Source organism: Parahaliea mediterranea (assembly GCF_003402235.1).
GTDB classification, from domain to species: Bacteria; Pseudomonadota; Gammaproteobacteria; order Pseudomonadales; family Halieaceae; genus Parahaliea; species Parahaliea mediterranea.
Genome location: NZ_QEWO01000001.1, coordinates 168,886 through 186,267 on the forward strand (window position 1 = coordinate 168,886; position 17,382 = coordinate 186,267).

Here is a 17,382-nt window from a genome sequence, read left to right on the forward strand (position 1 = left end):
CTGAGGTTTCACAAGGGATAAGTGATCCACATCCATGAATTATTTACTCTTTATTGCCCTTGGCGGCGCGGGTGGCGCTGTTTCGCGCCACTTATTCGCCAACTGGGTGCATACCCATTGGCAGGGTCATATACCCCTTGGCACGCTGTTGGTGAATGCACTGGGCTCTTTCGCCATCGGCCTGATTTTTGTCTTGATAGAGCGGCAGGTAATTCACCCGGATTGGCGGGGTGTTTTGATGGTGGGTTTTCTCGGCGCATTTACCACCTTTTCCACTTTTTCACTGGAAACAGTAACGCTGATGGAGCAGGGGGAGTACCTGCACGCCGCGGGTTATGTGTTATCCAGTGTGCTGGTGTGTATTTTGGCGGCGGGCTCCGGCATCTGGATAATGCGTGCCCTTACATAAGCGGTGAGAGATGAGGCGAGAGGCGGGGGGAAGTCAGTGGGTGTCAGGTTGGAAAAGCGGGGCAAACAAACCCGCCGGCAAGGCCGGCGGGTTGGGGTACGTCAAACGCGGTGCTTTTCCAGTTTCCCTTGTGCCTTGAGTTCGGCGAAAACCTTGGGTGCGCGGCCGACGCCGGCCCAGGTGTGTTCCTCACCGGACTTGTCGGTAAAGCGGTACTTGATGGCACGCTTGCCGGCTTTACGCTTGCGGGGTTTTTTCGCGCCTTCCTGGGCAAGATCAGAAATATCCAGGCCAGCTTCCTGCATTTGCGCAAGAATGGAAGCTTTCATGGCGAGCTTTTCCTGCTCTTCCGCAATGGCCGCTTCTTCCTCGACTTTCTTTTCTTCGATGAGCAGGCCAAGTTGATCAAAAGCCTTTTCAAGATCGGAAACCGACGCGTTTTTAACAGCGGCCTTCAGGCGACGATTGTGAGTAAGAACGCTCAGAAATTCTTTCATAGAAGGATGTTGTCCTGTTTGAGTCTGTTTGGGAAAAGAATAAACGCAATTCCTGCCTGCATAAAATAATCAGATTTTTGCAATAGCTCAATACGCACGGGGTTTTATTTCCACCATTTTTACAGAATCTCTGCCTGATTCTATGGAAAAAGGCGGTGATAAAACCCCGCTATTTCTATGGCGAGGATATCGCCCAGTTTTAATGCGGGTGTTTTCGCAGTATTGAATGCAGGCGAACGGTTGGTTGATTACTCATCGACAGTATTGATCGGCGAATCTTCTCGCTGTTTTTTGCCGAGCGGGATGGCGTGCCCCGGCTCCGGCCGGACAAAGCAGCAATGGCTTCAGGCGCCGACGGTTTCGGGGGCCAGTGCTTTCGGGCACCGGCGGTTTCCGGCACTGCGCAGGCGGGGTAAAACCAGTACAATACGCCGCCTGATTTTTTACCAACCGGGGCATATTGAAAATGCTGGATATTAAAGCGGTCCGACAGGATCCAGAGGCGGTGGCGCAGGCGCTGGCAAGGCGTGGCTTCACCTTTGATGTGGATCAGTTCACCACCCTCGACGGCCGGCGCAAGCAGGCGGATATCGACAGCCAGGCGCTGCTCGCTGAGCGTAAGAGTGCCTCCAAGAAGATCGGCCAGCTGGTCGGCCAGGGCATGAGCGTGGACGACGCCAAAGCCCAGGTGAACGAAACCCTGGAGAAAATCGCTGCCCAGCTGGATGACCTGACTGAGCAGGCCCGGGCCGTTCAGCAGGACCTGGATGACCTGCTGCTGGGCCTGCCCAATGTGCCGGCCGATGACGTGCCGGCGGGCCAGAGCGAAGACGACAATGTGGAGGTGGCGCGCTGGGGCGAGCCACCGGCGTTTGATTTTGAGGCCCGCGACCACGTGGCTATCGGCGAGGGCCTTAAGCAGCTGGACAGCGAAACCGCCGGTAAAATCACCGGTTCCCGTTTCACCGTCATGTACGGCGAACTGGCCCGTCTGCACCGGGCGCTGACCCAGTTCATGCTCAACCTGCACACCGGCGAGCACGGCTACCAGGAAATTTACGTCCCCTACATTGTTAATCGCGACTCCTTGCGCGGTACCGGTCAGTTGCCCAAGTTCGAGGAGGATCTGTTCAAGCTGCGCGCGGAACAGGACTACTACCTGATACCCACCGCCGAAGTGCCGGTCACCAACGTTGCCCGCGACCGCATTTTCGAGGATGTGGAGCTCGGCGAATCCGGCCTGCGCTTTGCCTGCCACAGCCCCTGCTTTCGCAGCGAGGCCGGCAGTTATGGCCGCGACACCCGGGGCATGATTCGCCAGCACCAGTTCGAGAAGGTGGAGTTGGTGCAACTGGTGCGCCCGGCGGATTCCGACGCGGCCCTGGAGGGGTTGACCGGCCACGCCGAGGCGGTGCTGCAGGCCCTGGGGCTGCCCTACCGCAAGGTGATTCTGTGCGGCGGCGACATCGGTTTCTCGGCGCGTAGAACCTATGACCTGGAAGTGTGGCTGCCGGGCCAGAGCGCCTACCGGGAGATTTCCAGCTGCAGCAGTTTTGGCGACTTCCAGGCCCGACGGATGCAGGCCCGCTGGCGCAACCCGGCCACCGGCAAGCCGGAATTGCTGCACACCCTGAACGGCTCCGGCCTGGCGGTGGGGCGCACGCTGGTGGCGGTGCTGGAAAACTACCAGCGCGCCGATGGCAGTGTGGAGATACCCGCGGTGCTGCGCCCCTACATGGGCGGCGCCGAGCAACTGGGGGATTGAGGTGGATTACCTGCCCGTTTGCCTGCGGCTCAGCGACACGCCGGCCCTGCTGGTGGGAGGCGGCACGGTGGCAACCCGCAAGGCGCGGCTGCTGTTGAAGGCCGGCGCCCGGCTGACCGTGGTGGCGCCAGAGGCCAGCGCGGAGTTGCAGGCCCTGCTGGCGCAGTCGGGCGGCGAATGGCGGCGCGAGGTGTACACCGGCGCAGACCTCCAAGGCCAGTCGCTGGTGGTGGCCGCCACCCCGGATGCCGCCACCAACCGCTCTGTTTACCGCGAGGCCAGCGAGCGGGGTATTCCCGTGAATGTGGTGGATTCGCCGGACCTCTGCAGTTTTATTTTCCCCGCGGTGATCGACCGCAACCCGCTGCTGATTGCGGTGAGCTCCAGCGGCCGCAGCCCGGTGCTGGCACGGCTGGTGCGGCGCAAGATAGAGGCCCTGGTGCCCGCCGCTTACGGCCGCCTGGCGGAATTTGCCGGGCGCTGGCGCGACCGGGTACGCCAGGCGCTGCCGGAAGAGGGCGCACGGCGCCTGTTCTGGGAGCAGGCGGTGGACGGCGCCGCCGGGGAGCTGGTGCTGGCTGGCCGTGAACAGGACGCCGCAAAGCTGCTGGAGGCGCGGCTTGTCGACAGCGCGGCGCTGCATCGCGGCGAGGTTTACCTGCTGGGCGCCGGCCCGGGCGACCCGGATCTACTGACCTTCAAGGCAGTGCGCCTGCTGCAAAGCGCCGATGTGGTGCTCTACGACCGCCTGGTGGCGCCGGCCATTGTTGATATGGCTCGCCGGGATGCCGAGCGCATTTACGTTGGCAAGGCCCGTTCCGACCACGCGGTGCCTCAGCAGGATATCAACCAGCAGCTGCTGGCGCTGGCCCAGGCCGGCAAGCGGGTCGTGCGCCTGAAAGGGGGCGACCCGTTCATTTTTGGCCGCGGTGGTGAGGAAATTGCCCTGCTGGCCAGCCACGGCATTCCCTTTCAGGTGGTGCCGGGCATTACCGCCGCCAGCGGCGGCGCCTGCTACGCGGGCATTCCCCTGACCCACAGGGATTACGCCCAGTCCGTGCGGTTTGTGGCGGGCTACCTCAAGGGCGACAGGGTCGAGCACGACTGGCGGCAGTTTTCATCCACCACCGAAACCCTGGTGTTCTACATGGGCCTGATGGGCCTGCCGGTCATCTGCCGGGAATTGCAGGCCGCGGGCCGGGCAGGGGATACGCCGGTGGCGCTGATTGAGCGCGCGACCATGGAGGGGCAGCGGGTGCTTGTGGGTACGCTGTCAACGATGGAGGCCCTGGTGGCCCGGGAGAAGCCCCAGGCCCCCACCCTGATCATTGTCGGGGATGTGGTGCGCCTGCACCGCGACCTGGCCTGGTTCGGGGAGCGGGACGCCGGGGCGCCCGCCAGCTAGTCTTTCGGGCGGGCAGCCTCAGTCGCTGGCCCGCTCGTCGCCGCCCGGGGTGTGGGCGGCAAAGCGCTGTTCGCGCAGCAGCAGGGTATCCACCAGGATATTGCCGGCCTCGGTCAGCAGCACGTCGTGCTCGTCTTCCTCGCCCTCGGCCGAGCTGGCGACAATGTCCTCACCGTTTTCCTCGTCGCTTTCCTCACCGCTAGCGGCTTCGTCGCTGGCCTCACTGTCCGCCTCGGCGTCGTCATCCACGTCCACCTCGTCCTCGTCCAGCGAGGTCAGCAGCTCTTCGCCGAGGGCAGCGCGGCGCTTGTTCTCGATGGCCAGGGCCTTGCTGTCCTGCTCATCGGCCAGGGCGCGCCGGGCCTCTTCGTTCAGGGGCAGGGTCTTGATGTCGCGGCTTTCCTCGGCCAGGTGTACCTGGTCTTCCAGGAAGATGTATTCCGGGTTGTTGCCGCTGCGCTCCTGGAACAGCCGGGTCACTTCCGGCAGCAGGTCGTTGATGTCCTGGTAGCGGCGGTGGCGCACCGGGTTGATCTTGTCCCAGTTGAGGGCGTGGTCGAGGGCGCTCTCGCCGATTTCCTCGTGATCATAAAGGGCCGGGAAGGTCACGTCCGGCACCACGCCGCGGTGCTGGGTGCTGTCACCCGAGATGCGGTAGAACTTGCTCTCGGTCAGTTTCAGCTGGCCTTCGGGCAGGGGGATCAGGGTCTGCACCGTGCCCTTGCCGAAGGAGCGGTCGCCCACGATCAGCCCGCGCTGGTAGTCCTGGATGGCGCCGGCAAAAATCTCCGAGGCCGAGGCGGACAGGCGGTTGATCAGCACCACCAGCGGGCCTTCGTAGTAGGGGCCGCGCAGGCGCTTGCCGTCGCGCCACACGCGGCGGGATGAGTGGCGAATCTGGACGGTGGGGCCGTACTCGATGAACAGGCCGGTGAGTTCGTTGGCTTCCTGCAGGGAGCCGCCGCCATTATTGCGCAGGTCGATGACCACGCCGTCCACCTGGTCCTCGTTCTGTAACTCATCGAGCAGTTTCTTCACGTCGCGGGTGGTGGACTTGTAGTCCTTCTCGCCCCGGCGCATGGCGTCAAAGTCGATGTAAAAGGCGGGAATGTCGATGACGCCGACCTTCATGGTCTTGTCGCCATTGGGAATTTCGAGCACTTTTTTCTGGGCGGCCTGCTCTTCGAGCTTCACCTTGTTGCGCACAATGGTGACCACTTTGCGCTCACCGGTTTTGGCCGCCTTGCTGGGCATGACCTGCAGGCGCACGGTGGAGCCTTTGGGGCCGCGAATCAGCTCTACCACTTCGTCCAGGCGCCAGCCAATTACATCTTCGAATTCTTCGTCGTCACCCTGGGCCACGCCCACAATGCGGTCGGAGGGCTTCAGCTCGCCCTGCTTGTCGGCGGGGCCGGCGGGCACCAGGCGCACCACCTTGGTGTATTCGTCTTCCAGCTGCAACACGGCGCCAATCCCTTCCAGCGACAGGCTCATGTTGATGTTGAAGTTTTCCGAGCGGCGCGGCGACAGGTAGTTGGTATGGGGGTCGTACAGCTCGGTGAGGGCGTTGGCGTAGATCTGGAACACGTCCTGGTTGTTGTACTGCTGCACCCGCTTGAGTTGGTTTTTGTAGCGCTTGCTCAGGGTTTCGGCAATCTCGTCCTGGGGTTTGTCAGACATGCGCAGGCTCAGCACCTGGTTCTTCAGGTGGCGTCGCCAGCGGTCGTCCAGCTCGCCCTGGTTGGCCGCCCAGGGGCGCTCTTCGCCGTCCAGCAGGTAGTCCTCCTCGACATTGAAGTCCATGGCGGCGATGGCCTCGGGCAGGGTGTCCACCACGGTCTCCAGGCGCTCCACCAGCCGCTGCTGAAAGCGATTGAAGATATTGAAGCCGGCGTCCAGGCGCCCCTTGTGCAAATCGTCGTCCATTTGCATCCGGTAGGCTTCGAATTCAGCGAGGTCGGCGGCGGTGAAGAACATGCGGCCGCTGTCGAGGCTGTCGATGTAGTTGTCCAGATGCTGGGAAGACAGCTCGTCGTCGTAACGCAGTTTGGCGTAGTGGCGCTCTTCGAGCTGGTCGATCATGTCGACCATGGTCTCCCGCTGGGTGTCGGTGTACTCGATCAGTGCCTGGGCCGGGGCAATGCCCCCGAGCAGCAGCATCCCGCTGGCGGCGGTGACTGCCAGGCCGCGACGGGCCAGGCTCAGCAGGGCGATGGGCGTGTTCAAAACAGCGTTACCTCGTGGTCTTATCGTGCGTCCGCGGATGGACGGGCGTCACTCAAGTGTAATCCTTCGGTACGGTGGGTCAAATACCGGCGGCCGTCGGGCGTTAGAACCGGGGCGCGCGGGAAAGTTCGCGAGCAGCGCGGCGCCTGCCGGGCCCCCGACCCTGCCAAGACCCTGCCGAGGCTCTGCCAAGACCCTGCAACCGGTGCCTAGCGATCCTGCCCCTAGCGCTAGCGGACCTGCACAAGCGCTAGCGACCCTGCCAAAAGGGCTGCTCTGGCCGCGCCGCGGTGAACAGCAGGGTTTGCTCCGCCGCTGCCCACAGGCGTTGCACCCGGTTGGTCTGGTTGCTGCCGACATCCATGAGCAGGGAATTGTGCAGGCTCAGGCGCAGTCCGGCATCCACCGGCACGGTGAAGTAGAGCCAGCTGGCATCGTAGGCGAGCTCCATGCCCAGCAGGGCGGCGGGGCGAAACTGCTGCCCGGCCTCGCTGTGCAGCACAAAATGCGCGGCCAGATAGTCCAGTGCCAGAGCGCGCACCGCCGGGCTGTCCACCAGCACCACCGCGCGGCCGCTGCGCCAGGTGAGGGCGGTTTCAAGGTCCTCCGGCAGTACCCGCAGGGCAACCTCCAGGGTGTCTCCCGCGGTGTTCCAGCCGACCTCGGCAAAGCTGGTGTGCCAAGGGTGGGCAATCGCCCCCGGCGCGCTCAGCAGCAGCGCCACGCAGAGCAAGAGCCAGGGGCGCTGCATGGCTGCCATTGAACGGGCGCCGGATTGGGCGCGCAGTTGCGGTGCGGGGGCCATCAGAGTATGGGCTGTTCCCATTGGGTTTTGTCATTGCGGCGCATGGGGTTGGGCTCTTCCTTCTCCTTGAACAGCTTGAAGCGGCTGGCCTTGGGCTGGCGCGGCCAGGCGTTGTTGGCGGGGTTGGCATCGGCGGTGCTGCGGTAGGGGTCAAAGGCGATACCGGTGATCTCCCGCTCGGTGACGAACAGCTTGGTGACCTGCTCGGCGTTGCGGCGCCAGATTTCCGCCGGAATCTGCAGTTCTTCCACCTTGCCATCGCCGTAGGTGATGCGCAGGGGCAGGGGCGTGACCAGTCCGCCAATGTTCTTGAAGGTCACGGCGTAGAAGTTCTTGTCGGCGTTGAGCAGGGCTTTTTCCCGATCCGTTAGCGACTGCTGGAGCTGTTCATACTGGGCGTAATCCCAGGGGGTCACGGAGAATTCGTCGCTCTCGTTGTAGAAGTCCCGCAGTTGGGGGTAGCGCTGGATCAGCGTTTGCGCATCGGCATTGCGCTGCTGGCTGAGGGTCGGTTCCTGTTTTTCATCCTCGGCTTGCTGCCAGGGCTTTTCCACCTCGGGGTTGCCGGTATCCAGCTGGTACAGGGCGATGTTCTCAATGGCTACGTCCACGTGCTGGGTGCCGTAAAACCAGCCGCGCCAGAACCAGTCCAGGTCCACCGCGGAGGCGTCTTCCATGGTGCGGAAGAAGTCCGCCGGGGTGGGGCGCTTGAACTGCCAGCGGGTGGCGAACTCGCGGAAGGCGTAGTCGAACAGTTCGCGGCCCATGATGGATTCGCGCAGGATGTTCAGCGCCGTGGCGGGCTTGGCGTAGGCGTTGTTGCCAAACTGGTGGATGGATTCTGAGTTGGTCATGATCGGTACCTGAGGCGTGCTGACCATGTACTCTACAATGTTCGCGGGTTCGCCGCGGCGCGAGGGGTAGTCCTCTTCCCAGGCCTGCTCGGTGACAAACTGCAGGAAGGTGTTCAGGCCCTCGTCCATCCAGGTCCACTGGCGCTCGTCGGAATTTACCACCATCGGGAAGTAGTTGTGGCCCACTTCGTGGATGATGACGGAGATCAGCCCGTATTTGCTGCGCTCCCAGGTTTTGTCCTCGCTCTTCTGGCGCACGTCCCAGTAAGTGCCATCGCTGTAGGGGCGAGGTTTGTTGAAGGAGATCATGGGGTATTCCATCCCGCCTACGGGGCCATTCACCGAGATGGCCACCGGGTAGGGGTATTCGAAGGTGTAGCGACTGTACACATCGATGGTGTGGGCAATGGCCGGGGTGGAGTACTGGCTCCACAGGGGCTCCGCTTCGTTCGGGTAGAAGGACATGGCCAGCACCTCCCGGGCGCCGCTTTTTGCCATTCGCGCATCCCAGATGAACTTGCGGGAGCTGGCAAAGGCGAAGTCGCGCACGTTCTCGGCCTTGAAGCGCCAGGTTTTCTCCACCGAGGTGCGGCTGCTGGCGTTCTTCTTGGCTTCGTCAGGGGTCACGATAAAGCGCTGCTCGCTGGATGCCTGCGCCGCCTGGTAGCGCTCGCGCTGTTTGCGGCTTAGTACCTCGTCGGGGTTTTGCAGCACGCCGGTGGCGGCCACGACATGGTCCGCCGGCACGGTGATGGCCACCTCGAAGGTACCCAGTTCCAGGGTGAACTCGCCGTTGCCCAGAAATTGCTTGTTCTGCCAGCCCTGGTAGTCGGTGTAGGCCGCCAGGCGCGGATACCACTGGGCGATTTCGTAGAGGTAGTTTTCATCCTGCTCAAAGTATTCGTAGCCGCCCCGGGCGCCCACCGCGGTGGCGTCGATGATGTTGTGTTCCCAATCCACGCTAAAGGCAAACTGCGCGCCACCCGCCAGGGGCTGGGGCAGTTCCACCCGCATCATGGTCTTGTTCACGGTGTAGGCAAGGGCCTTGCCGCTGCCGTCTTGCACCGCCTTGATGGTCACGCCGCCGTCAAAGGCCTGCCGCGTGAGCAGGTTGGCCATGCTCTTGTAGGGGAAGTGGGCGAAGTCCGGCGCGGTTTTGGTCAGCATGTCGTCGGAGTCACGGCGGAAGCGGTTCTGGTCCAGTTGCAGCCACAGGTAGCGCAGGGTGTGGGGGCTCTGGTTGTGGTAGGTGATGGTTTCGCTGCCGATGATGCGCTGGGCGCGGTCGTCAATCTTGACGTCGATGCGGTAATCGGCCCGCTGCTGCCAGTACTGCGGCCCCGGGGCGCCGCTGGCCAGGCGGGTTTCGGTGGGCGTGTCCAGCAGGTAGTCGAGCTGGGCGAAGGCGTCCGGGCCGCTCTGGCCGTCAGCGGCAACGATGGGCGGGAAGAGGGCTGCTGTCAGCAGTGTCAACAAGGTAAATACTTTATTTTTCAAGGGCATGAGGTGACCTTTTAAATACAGTTCCAGAAATTATTTGCGGCAATGCAAGGGCGTGCGGCCGGCCAACAGCCGCGCCATGACAGAGGTAAGACGCAGCAGGGCGGCCTTTCCTCAACAACTTCTCAAGTAAACACGCCCCAGCGGGGCGGTCACCAGGCCAGCGTCTCTGTGCTCTGCCCTTTGTTGCGGTATCGGTCGCTGGAGCGCGGGGCGCCGGGCTTGAGCTGGTTGGTTGCGAGTGTAACAATCAGCGCCCCATCATTACTGGAGCAAGATTATGCCCGCAATGCCACGTTACCTGCTGGGAGCACTCTGCCTGGCCGCGGCTGGCCAGGTTGTTGCCGACGCACCGGCCCTGTCCGTTGACACCATGAAGGATGTCACCCGCGAACTGTCCTCGGACGCCTTTGAGGGCCGCGCCCCGGGCTCCGCCGGCGAAGACAAGACCATGGCCCTGCTGCAAAAGCGCTTCAGCGCCGCGGGCCTTGAGCCCGGCAATGGCGACAGCTGGTTCCAGGACGTGCCGCTGGTGCAGATCACGGCGGAAAACGTCAGCGACCTGCGGGTCAGTGGCGGCAGCAAAGCGCTGAGCTTTGCCTACGGTGCCGACATGGTGGTTGGCACCTACCGGGTGACCCCGGATATCAACGTCAGCGACAGCGAGGTGGTGTTTGTTGGCTACGGCATTAACGCCCCGGAGAAAGGCTGGAACGATTACGCCGGGGTAGACGTGAAGGGCAAGACGGTGATGATCCTGGTGAACGACCCGGACTACGAAACCGAAGGCCTGGAAGGCCCCTTTAACGGCCGCGCCATGACCTACTACGGGCGCTGGACCTACAAATACGAAGAGGCGGCCCGCCAGGGCGCCGCCGCCGCACTGATCGTGCACGACACAGTGCCTGCCGCCTACGGCTGGAATGTGGTCGAGTCGTCCTGGAGCGGCCCCCAGCATGTGGCGGACGCAGCCAATGGCCACATGGATGCCACCGAAGTGAACGGCTGGATTCAGAATGCTGTGGCGCGCGACATTCTGGCCAGTGCCGGCAAAGACCTGGACCAGCTCACCGCCGCCGCGAAGCAGCCGGGTTTCAAGGCCGTTGAGCTGGGCCTGAAGGCGTCGGTCAGCTTTGACAACGACATCGAAAAGCAATCCAGTAAAAACGTGATCGGCATTCTGCCTGGCAGCAAACGCCCCGACGAGGTGGTGCTGTACACCGCTCACTGGGATCACCTGGGCCGCTGCGGCGCGGATGAAAGCGGCGACGACATCTGCAACGGCGCCATCGACAACGCCACCGGCACCGCCGCCCTGGTGGCCCTGGCAGAGGCCCACGCTGCCGCCGGGCCCGCCGAGCGCAGCATTGTCTTTCTGGCGGTGACGGCCGAGGAATCCGGCCTGCTGGGCTCGGAATCCTATGCCGCCAACCCGGTTTACCCCCTGGCCAAGACGGTGGGCGGTGTAAACATGGACGCCTTCAGCATGATGGGCCCCGCCAAGGACGTGATTGTGGTGGGCAAGGGCAAATCGGAGCTGGATGCCTACCTCGACCGCGCCCTGCAGGCGCAGGGCCGCACGGCGACCACCGAGCCCACACCCGAGAAAGGCTACTACTACCGCTCCGATCACTTCAGCTTCGCCAAGCGCGGGGTACCGATGATCTACTTTGAAGGTGGCGAAAACCTGGTCGAGGGCGGCTCGGCCGCCGGTCGCGCAGCGGCCGAGGACTACACCGTCAATCGCTATCACGGCCCACAGGACGAGTTTGACGAGAACTGGGACTGGCGCGGCGTGATGTCGGACTTGGGCCTGTACTACGGCATTGGCCGTGAAATGGCCGACTTCGACGACTGGCCCAACTGGGTGGAGGGCGATGAGTTTCGCGCCATCCGCGACAAGAGCCGGGCCGCGGTACAATAGGCCGGCTCAAAGTCAGCGCTATCCTCTCTCATACCTTCGCTGCCCCCGCTTGTCCCGCCGCCTAAACGGCGGGGCAAGCGGGCGGCACCGCCCCTGGCGCCGCCTTTCACTCCCTGGTTCAACTATCTGGCAGGGCGCTGTTCGCCCCCTGGTGTACGCTGCTCATCCATATGCAGGAGGTAAGCGCCGGGCGCAACTTTTATCCTCCACCACCTGCCTTCCAGCACGGGTTTCGCCACGGCGGTACCGGCTGATAAAACACTAACAGGGAGAAGTCCATGCAGCAGTTCGAGAATAAAATCGCCTTGGTGACCGGCGCCGGCAGTGGCATTGGTGCCGCAGTGGCCAGGGCGCTGGCGGCCGGCGGCGCCCGGGTGGCGGTGGTGGATGTTACGCCCGGTGGCCAGGCCACGGCGGATGCCATCAACGCCGCAGGCGGCGAGGCCATCTACCTGCAGTGCGACATTCAGGACAGCGCCGCCGTGGCCGGCGCCGTGGCGCAAACCGTGGCGCACTTTGGCGCCCTGGATATCGCCGTGAACAATGCCGGTGTCGACCCCGAAGTGGCCCCCGAGGCGGACTGGGACGAGGCGGCCATGGAGCGCATTCTGTCCATCAACGTCAAGGGGCTGTTCCTGTGCATGAAGCATGAAATCGCCCACATGCTGGGGCAGGGCGCTGGCGCCATCGTCAACCTTGCCTCCGCCGCGGGCGTGGTCGGGGTGGCCAACAAACCGGCCTACACTGCCAGCAAGCACGCCGTAGTGGGTTTAACCAAGGCTTCGGCCCTGCAGTATGCCGCCCGCGGCATTCGTATCAACGCCGTGTGCCCGGGCGCCGTGGACACCCCCATGCTCGACCACAACCTGCCGCCCGGTGTCGACAAGTCCCTCATTGCCGCCAACCACCCGATCAACCGGCTGGCCAGCCCCGAGGAAATCACCCAGGCCATCCTGTGGCTGTGTTCCGACAGCGCCAGCTATGTGGTGGGCCATTCATTGACCGTTGATGGCGGGCTGACCATCCAGTAAGGAGAGTGCAATGAACGATCTGGATTTTACCGGCAAAGTGGTTGTGGTGACCGGCGGTGGCGCCGGCATCGGCCGCGCCATCGCCGAGGCGTTCGCCCAGCGCGGCGCGCAACTGGCCGTTGCCGAAATCGACCCGGCGCGCTGTCAGGATGTCGGTAAGGCACTGGGTGAGGCGGCGCTGGTGACGTGCTGCGACGTTACCCGGCGGGCCGATGTGGATGCGTTCATCGCCGAGGTGGGCGAGCGCTTTGGCGGCATTGATGTGCTGGTTAATAACGTGGGGGACTTCCTCGGGGTGATCAAGCCCTTCGAGTTCTACGAGGATGAGGAACTCGATAAGCTATACCAGTGCAATCTCAACTCCATCTTCATGGTCACCCGCGCCGCCATTCCCCTGCTGCGGGCCCGGGGGCCGGGCGGCAGCATTCTGGCGATTTCCTCCATCGAGGCCTTCCGCGGCATTCCCAACTGCGTGGCCTACAGCGCCTTCAAGCACGCGATCACCGGCTTTGTCCGCAGCCTGGCGCTGGAGCTTGGCCCGGCGGGCATACGCGTGAACGCCATCGCCCCGGAAACCACCGAGACCGACCAGGTGCGCCCCTCCGAGCTGATTGCCGAGGAGCACCAGGCGCACACCCGGCGCTGGATTCCGCTGGAGCGCTTTGGCACGCCGGCGGATGCCGCGGGCTGCGCGTTGTTTTTGGCCTCTGGGCTTTCCGCCTGGGTGACCGGCACCAGCATCAACCTTGACGGCGGTGCACTGGCGGCGGCGGGTTGGTATCGGGATCCTAACGACCTGTGGACCAATGTGCCGGTGGTGACAGGTAACGGCTTTAATTTCTAGGCTGCAGTGAAGAGCGGGGCAGGGTAGAGGACCGCGGGTGAGCCACTGGTGTGGCTCACCCGGGCAAATGCGAATCAGGTGCCTTCTGCGCCGGCAGTGAGGCTGGACATTACCTGATCCAGGTTAAACGACGCCGGTCGCTGGCGGGGCGGGAACTCCTTGAAGGAATTGACCATGTCACCCGCGATGGACTGGGCTGCGGGGCCAGCCCACTGCATGATCGCCTCCATCCATTCGTAGTAACTGTTGGCGTTGTGCTGTGCCCGCTCGAAGGGATCCATGCGCAGGTCGAAGAATAGCGGCACCCGCAGATCGACAAAGGGTTCAGCCCAGACTTGCATGGTCTTGGCGCGCTGCTCCTTGAATACTGCTTTCCAGCGGTTATAGCGCATTGCAACCAACTGACCATCGTCGTTCCAGTAGTAGAACTCGTGGCGCGGCCACTCGGCATCGCTCTTGCCGGTCAGGTGCGGCAGCAGGTTGTAACCATCCAGATGGACTTTAAAACGTTTGCCGCCGGCCCGGAAACCGCTCAGTAATTTTTCCTTTACCTCTGTTTCGCCAGCAGCGGCCATCAGGGTCGGCACCCAGTCGGTGTGGGAGGTGATCTCGTTGGAGACGGTGTTAGGCTCAATGTTGCCCGGCCAGCGAATGACAAAGGGCACCCGATAGCCACCTTCCCAGTTGGTGTTCTTTTCACCGCGGAAGGGGGTAATACCGCCGTCGGGCCACATATTGAAATGCGGGCCGTTGTCGGTGGAGTAGATGACGATGGTGTTGTCGGCAATACCCAGTTCATCGATCTTGTTCAGCAGAGTGCCCACATCGTTGTCGTGCTGCAGCATGCCGTCAGCGTAGAAATTAAGACCGGATTTCCCCGCCCATTTGTCCGGCACGTGGGTGACATAATGCATCCGGCTGGAGTTCATCCACAGGAAGAAAGGCTGATCACTGGCGGCCTTGCGCTCCATCCAGTCAATAGCGGCTGTCAGGAACTCCTCGTCGACGGTTTCCATGCGCTCGGTGTTCAACGGGCCGGTATCTTCCACACGCCCATCTTCGTAACTGTGCAGCACACCGCGGGGGCCAAATTTCTTGCGAAACTCCGGGTCTTTCGGGTACTGGGGGTGCTCCGGAGCTTCTTCCGCATTGAGGTGGTAGAGGTTACCAAAGAACTCTTCAAAGCCGTGATTGGTGGGCAGGAATTCGTCCTTGTCACCGAGGTGGTTTTTACCAAACTGGCCGCTCACATAGCCCTGCGCCTTGAGCAGTTCGGCAAGGGTGGGGTCTTCAGGCTGAATGCCCAGGTCTGACCCCGGCAGCCCCACTTTGGTCAGCCCCGTGCGCACCGGCATCTGGCCGGTAATAAAGGCCGCTCGCCCGGCAGTGCAGGACTGTTCGGCGTAATAGTCGGTGAAGCGCATGCCCTCACGGGCCAGGCGGTCGATGTTGGGCGTCCTGTAGCCCATCATGCCGTCGTTGTTGTAGCTCAGGTTCCAGTAGCCGATGTCGTCGCCAAAAATCACCACAATATTGGGTTTGTCGGCGGCAGTTGCCAGGGCGGTGAACAGCAACAGGAACAAGGGGCTAAGTCGGTGGATCAACAGGTGCTTCATGATGCTCTCCCCGGAAGGGCAAAAGGAATGAAGAGGAACACGCTGGGGCGTTCTACTGGGTTGAGTATAGAAGCCGCCGGCCCCAAGGCAAGGTGCCAGTTGAGAATTCGGCCAGAGCGTAAGTCCTGTTACAGGCCAGTCGGTATGCGCTGGCCTGTTGACGCCAGTTCAGGACAGCACTTTGCCCGGATTGAGGATGTTGCCCGGGTCGAGGGCATTTTTGAGGGTGCGCATGAGGGCCAGCTCTTCTTCGTTGCGCGAGATGGCCAGCCAGGGGCGCTTTTCGAGGCCGATACCGTGCTCGGCGGAGACCGAACCACGAAAGGCCTCCAGTGGCGCGTAAACCAGCGATTCCACGGTGTGCCGCCACTGTTCGCCCTCTGCCACGGGCACCTGCACGGCGAGGTGCAGGTTGCCATCGCCAAGGTGGCCAAACACCAGCAGGCGGTGGCCTGCTACCTGTTCAGCCAGGCGCTGGCGCAGCCCGGCGATATAGGCTTCCATCTCGCCAATGGGCAGGGAGATGTCGAAGATAATTGGATAGCCGCCCTGGAATACCTGGGCCACGTCGTCCCGCAGGGACCAGAAGCGCTCGCAGTCGGCCTCGGATTGCGACAGTGCGCCATCGGCCACCAGGTCGTCCGCCATGGCGGACTCCAGGGCGGCGGCAAAGCGCGCGCTATCACCCTCGGGGTCGGCGCCCTGGCTTTCCAGCAGCACGTAGTAGGGATAGTCGTGTGCGATCGGCGCTCGCCCCTGTGCCGGGGCGGTGGTCACCAGTCGGTAGAAGTCCTGCCACATCACTTCAAAGGCGGAGAGGGTGCCACCCAGGTCGCGGTCCATGCGCTTGAGCAGGGCGGTGACGCTGGCAAAGTCATTAAGGCCCAGCAGGGCCATGTTGCGGCTGGTTGGCGCCTCCCACAGGCGCAGGTTGAGGCGGGTGATCACCCCCAGGGTGCCCTCGGAGCCGATGAACAACTGCTTCAGGTCGTAGGCGGCGTTGTTCTTGATCAGGGTGTTGAGCGATGACACCACCGTGCCATCGGCCAGCACCGCCTCAAGGCCCAGCACCATGTTGCGCATCATGCCGTAGCGGATCACCCGGTTGCCGCCGGCATTGGTGGCGGCGTTGCCGCCGAGGGTGGCGGAGCCGCGGGCGCCAAGGTCAAGGGGGAAGATGAGGTCGTGGGCCTCCAGGGACTCCTGCAGGGTCTGCAACACCACGCCGGCCTGCACGGTGGCGCAGCGCTGGCGTGGGTCAATCGATTCGATGGCGTTCATGCGCTCCAGCGACAGCAGCACCACCTCGGCGCTGCCATCCGCGCCGTGTACCAGGCCGGTCAGGCCTCCCACCGGCACCACGCCAATGGCGTGCTGGTGACACCAGCGCAGCACCGCCGCAACCTCGTCGGTACTGGCGGGGCGGGCGAGGGCAGCGCCCTGCAGGTGGTCCGGCCGCATGGCGCCGGCTGAGCGGGTGGACAGGGCGGCCTGATCCAGCACGCCGTTTTCCCCCAGCAACTGCCGCAGTGCTGCAACAATGTCCATCATATACAACTCCTGTCCCCGGGGTATCCCCGGAGGTATATCCCCTGGCGCGCCGCAGCGCAAGCCTGTTACCTGAAACCATTTGCAGTATGATGCGGCCTATCAGGCGTCACTGTCGCCTGGACGACAATCTTCCAACGAGGACCAATGGCCAACGATACCCTGTGCCAAGACTGGATTTCCGAGCTGCCCGAGCCACTGCGCAGCGAGGTGGTGGACTGCATGACACAGCGCCAGTTTCATAATGGCGATCTGATTTACCGCACTGGCGATGTCGGCAATGAAATTCTCCAGGTGACGCAGGGCAATGTGCGCATGTTCACCATCAGCGAGAGCGGCCGCGAGCTGGTGTACGACCTGTTCCCCGCGGGCACGTGTTTTGGCGAGTCCAGCCTGATTGATGGTGGCCCGCGGCCACACACCGCACAGGCGGTAGGCCGGGTGACCCTGCGCGCCCTGGCGCGCGCCGATTTCGAGCGCCTGTGGAGTGAAAGCCCGGTGTTCTCCCGCGCCGTGGCGCGCCTGGTTTCCCATCGCACGCGGCGCCTGTATGGCATCTACGAGCAGGTGAGCCACATCGCCCTGTCGAGGCGGATGGCTGCGCGCCTGTGCGGGCTGGCCGCAACGGCGGGGGAGCAGCGCGACGACGGCGTGCATTTCAATCTGCGCATTACCCAGGAAGACATCGGCAGCCTGGTGGCCGGGTCGCGGCAATCGGTGAACAAGATTCTGCGCCAGTGGCAGGCCGATGAGATCATCGATCTCGCCTACGGCAGCCTCATCATTCGCGATCTGCCAACGCTTGAGCGCCTGAGCCAGAAAGGTGACTGACTAGCGGTTTCACTCTGGCGCCAGTGGCGTTGGCGCTGTTCGCACACTATCGCATGGGCGACAAACTTTTGTGTAGTCGCGTCCTATACTGCGTGCCACTTAGCGGGCGCAGCGGTACTGTATTGCA

13 protein-coding genes are annotated in these 17,382 nt (G+C 63.1%); 7 read left to right on the plus strand and 6 right to left on the minus strand.

Going from position 1 to position 17,382, the window contains the following annotated elements:
• Positions 1 to 34 precede the first annotated feature (34 nt).
• Positions 35 to 409, plus strand: a complete 375-nt coding sequence (crcB, locus tag DDZ17_RS00635) for a fluoride efflux transporter CrcB (protein WP_116364029.1) — start codon at positions 35 to 37, stop codon at positions 407 to 409.
• A gap of 101 nt (positions 410 to 510) precedes the next feature.
• Here the strand turns inward: crcB and DDZ17_RS00640 are convergent, their stop codons facing one another.
• Positions 511 to 906: an H-NS histone family protein gene (locus DDZ17_RS00640; RefSeq protein WP_116364030.1), complete on the minus strand. Its 396-nt coding sequence runs from the start codon at positions 904 to 906 to the stop codon at positions 511 to 513.
• Positions 907 to 1,372: 466 nt separating this feature from the next.
• On the opposite strand from DDZ17_RS00640, the gene serS reads away from it, so the two are divergent.
• Both serS and cysG read left to right on the plus strand, forming a co-directional pair.
• Entirely contained in the window at positions 1,373 to 2,671 is a 1,299-nt protein-coding gene (gene serS / locus DDZ17_RS00645; RefSeq protein ID WP_116364031.1) for a serine--tRNA ligase, read from the plus strand.
• A 1-nt stretch (position 2,672) separates the two neighbouring features.
• The gene (gene cysG, locus DDZ17_RS00650; RefSeq protein ID WP_116364032.1) at positions 2,673 to 4,076 is read left to right on the plus strand and encodes a siroheme synthase CysG; all 1,404 of its coding nucleotides are present in this window, start codon (positions 2,673 to 2,675) and stop codon (positions 4,074 to 4,076) included.
• A gap of 18 nt (positions 4,077 to 4,094) precedes the next feature.
• Here cysG and DDZ17_RS00655 read toward each other — a convergent pair whose 3' ends face one another.
• The 3 genes from DDZ17_RS00655 to DDZ17_RS00665 form a co-directional block, all read right to left on the minus strand.
• Entirely contained in the window at positions 4,095 to 6,236 is a 2,142-nt protein-coding gene (locus DDZ17_RS00655; RefSeq protein WP_116364906.1) for a carboxy terminal-processing peptidase, read from the minus strand.
• A 316-nt stretch (positions 6,237 to 6,552) separates the two neighbouring features.
• Entirely contained in the window at positions 6,553 to 7,107 is a 555-nt protein-coding gene (locus tag DDZ17_RS00660) for a DUF6702 family protein (protein ID WP_116364033.1), read from the minus strand.
• The gene (locus tag DDZ17_RS00665) at positions 7,107 to 9,437 is read right to left on the minus strand and encodes a M1 family metallopeptidase (protein WP_241505744.1); all 2,331 of its coding nucleotides are present in this window, start codon (positions 9,435 to 9,437) and stop codon (positions 7,107 to 7,109) included. The genes DDZ17_RS00660 and DDZ17_RS00665 overlap by 1 nt, the downstream gene beginning before the upstream one ends.
• 304 nt (positions 9,438 to 9,741) lie before the next feature.
• On the opposite strand from DDZ17_RS00665, the gene DDZ17_RS00670 reads away from it, so the two are divergent.
• The 3 genes from DDZ17_RS00670 (at position 9,742) to DDZ17_RS00680 (ending at position 13,260) form a co-directional block, all read left to right on the plus strand.
• Positions 9,742 to 11,385: a M28 family metallopeptidase gene (locus DDZ17_RS00670; RefSeq protein ID WP_206613399.1), complete on the plus strand. Its 1,644-nt coding sequence runs from the start codon at positions 9,742 to 9,744 to the stop codon at positions 11,383 to 11,385.
• Positions 11,386 to 11,663: 278 nt separating this feature from the next.
• Positions 11,664 to 12,416, plus strand: a complete 753-nt coding sequence (locus DDZ17_RS00675; protein ID WP_116364035.1) for a glucose 1-dehydrogenase — start codon at positions 11,664 to 11,666, stop codon at positions 12,414 to 12,416.
• Positions 12,417 to 12,426: 10 nt separating this feature from the next.
• Positions 12,427 to 13,260 (plus strand): SDR family NAD(P)-dependent oxidoreductase, encoded by an 834-nt coding sequence (locus DDZ17_RS00680; RefSeq protein ID WP_116364036.1) that lies wholly within the window; start codon positions 12,427 to 12,429, stop codon positions 13,258 to 13,260.
• Between the two features lie 74 nt (positions 13,261 to 13,334).
• On the opposite strand, the gene DDZ17_RS00685 is transcribed toward DDZ17_RS00680, so the two are convergent.
• Together DDZ17_RS00685 and DDZ17_RS00690 are read right to left on the minus strand one after the other, a co-directional pair.
• Entirely contained in the window at positions 13,335 to 14,876 is a 1,542-nt protein-coding gene (locus DDZ17_RS00685) for an arylsulfatase (RefSeq protein WP_116364037.1), read from the minus strand.
• A gap of 168 nt (positions 14,877 to 15,044) precedes the next feature.
• The gene (locus DDZ17_RS00690; RefSeq protein WP_241505745.1) at positions 15,045 to 16,427 is read right to left on the minus strand and encodes an FAD-binding oxidoreductase; all 1,383 of its coding nucleotides are present in this window, start codon (positions 16,425 to 16,427) and stop codon (positions 15,045 to 15,047) included.
• Between the two features lie 144 nt (positions 16,428 to 16,571).
• Here DDZ17_RS00690 and DDZ17_RS00695 point away from each other — a divergent pair, with 144 nt between their 5' ends.
• Positions 16,572 to 17,255, plus strand: coding sequence for a Crp/Fnr family transcriptional regulator (locus DDZ17_RS00695; protein WP_116364038.1), 684 nt, complete (start codon positions 16,572 to 16,574; stop codon positions 17,253 to 17,255).
• Positions 17,256 to 17,382: the final 127 nt, after the last annotated feature.

Coding starts and splice junctions, on each gene's coding strand:
- crcB (WP_116364029.1), top strand. CDS start 35: ATGAATTATTTACTCTTTATTGCCCTTGGCGGCGCGGGTGGCGCTGTT.
- DDZ17_RS00640 (WP_116364030.1), bottom strand. CDS start 906: ATGAAAGAATTTCTGAGCGTTCTTACTCACAATCGTCGCCTGAAGGCC.
- serS (WP_116364031.1), top strand. CDS start 1,373: ATGCTGGATATTAAAGCGGTCCGACAGGATCCAGAGGCGGTGGCGCAG.
- DDZ17_RS00655 (WP_116364906.1), bottom strand. CDS start 6,236: ATGCTGCTGCTCGGGGGCATTGCCCCGGCCCAGGCACTGATCGAGTAC.
- DDZ17_RS00660 (WP_116364033.1), bottom strand. CDS start 7,107: ATGGCCCCCGCACCGCAACTGCGCGCCCAATCCGGCGCCCGTTCAATG.
- DDZ17_RS00670 (WP_206613399.1), top strand. CDS start 9,742: ATGCCCGCAATGCCACGTTACCTGCTGGGAGCACTCTGCCTGGCCGCG.
- DDZ17_RS00675 (WP_116364035.1), top strand. CDS start 11,664: ATGCAGCAGTTCGAGAATAAAATCGCCTTGGTGACCGGCGCCGGCAGT.
- DDZ17_RS00680 (WP_116364036.1), top strand. CDS start 12,427: ATGAACGATCTGGATTTTACCGGCAAAGTGGTTGTGGTGACCGGCGGT.
- DDZ17_RS00685 (WP_116364037.1), bottom strand. CDS start 14,876: ATGAAGCACCTGTTGATCCACCGACTTAGCCCCTTGTTCCTGTTGCTG.
- DDZ17_RS00690 (WP_241505745.1), bottom strand. CDS start 16,427: ATGATGGACATTGTTGCAGCACTGCGGCAGTTGCTGGGGGAAAACGGC.
- DDZ17_RS00695 (WP_116364038.1), top strand. CDS start 16,572: ATGGCCAACGATACCCTGTGCCAAGACTGGATTTCCGAGCTGCCCGAG.